This window comes from Sinisalibacter lacisalsi (assembly GCF_014640115.1).
GTDB classification, from domain to species: Bacteria; Pseudomonadota; Alphaproteobacteria; order Rhodobacterales; family Rhodobacteraceae; genus Sinisalibacter; species Sinisalibacter lacisalsi.
Map to the genome: position 1 here is coordinate 1 of NZ_BMGI01000017.1, position 1,389 is coordinate 1,389.

General features: G+C 40.2%; 1 protein-coding gene. It reads left to right on the plus strand.

Going from position 1 to position 1,389, the window contains the following annotated elements:
• On the plus strand, window positions 1-1,115 hold a 1,115-nt coding region (locus tag IEW01_RS17865), incomplete at its 5' end, for a hypothetical protein (protein ID WP_229738360.1).
• Between the last annotated feature and the right edge of the window lie 274 nt (window positions 1,116-1,389).

Consider the following 1,389-nt stretch of genomic DNA (forward strand, 5'->3'; position numbering starts at 1 on the left):
AAAGCCCAGAGATAAATCCATGCACATATGGACACCTTATCTTTGACAAAGGAGGCAAGAATATACAATGGATTAAAGACAATCTCTTTAACAAGTGGTGCTGGGAAAACTGGTCAACCACTTGTAAAAGAATGAAACTAGAACACTTTCTAACACCATACACAAAAATAAACTCAAAATGGATTAAAGATCTAAACGTAAGACCAGAAACTATAAAACTCCTAGAGGAGAACATAGGCAAAACACTCTCTGACATACATCACAGCAGGATCCTCTATGACCCACCTCCCAGAATATTGGAAATAAAAGCAAAAATAAACAAATGGGACCTAATTAAACTTAAAAGCTTCTGCACATCAAAGGAAACTATAAGCAAGGTGAAAAGACAGCCTTCAGAATGGGAGAAAATAATAGCAAATGAAGCAACTGACAAACAACTAATCTCAAAAATATACAAGCAACTCCTACAGCTCAACTCCAGAAAAATAAATGACCCAATCAAAAAATGGGCCAAAGAACTAAACAGACATTTCTCCAAAGAAGACATACAGATGGCTAACAAACACATGAAAAGATGCTCAACATCACTCATTATCAGAGAAATGCAAATCAAAACCACTATGAGGTACCATTTCACGCCAGTCAGAATGGCTGCGATCCAAAAGTCTACAAACAATAAATGCTGGAGAGGGTGTGGAGAAAAGGGAACCCTCTTACACTGTTGGTGGGAATGCAAACTAGTACAGCCACTATGGAGAACAGTGTGGAGATTCCTTAAAAAACTGGAAATAGAACTGCCTTATGATCCAGCAATCCCACTGCTGGGCATACACACTGAGGAAACCAGAATTGAAAGAGACACGTGTACCCCAATGTTCATCGCAGCACTGTTTATAATAGCCAGGACATGGAAGCAACCTAGATGTCCATCAGCAGATGAATGGATAAGAAAGCTGTGGTACATATACACAATGGAGTATTACTCAGCCATTAAAAAGAATACATTTGAATCAGTTCTAATGAGGTGGATGAAACTGGAGCCTATTATACAGAGTGAAGTAAGCCAGAAAGAAAAACACCAATACAGTATACTAACGCATATATATGGAATTTAGAAAGATGGTAACAATAACCCTGTATACGAGACAGCAAAAGAGACACTGATGTATAGAACAGTCTTTTGGACTCTGTGGGAGAGGGAGAGGGTGGGAAGATTTGGGAGAATGGCATTGAAACATGTAAAATATCATGTATGAAACGAGTTGCCAGTCCAGGTTCGATGCACGATACTGGATGCTTGGGGCTGGTGCACTGGGATGACCCAGAGGGATGGTATGGGGAGGGAGGAGGGAGGAGGGTTCAGGATGGGGAACACATGTATACCTGTGG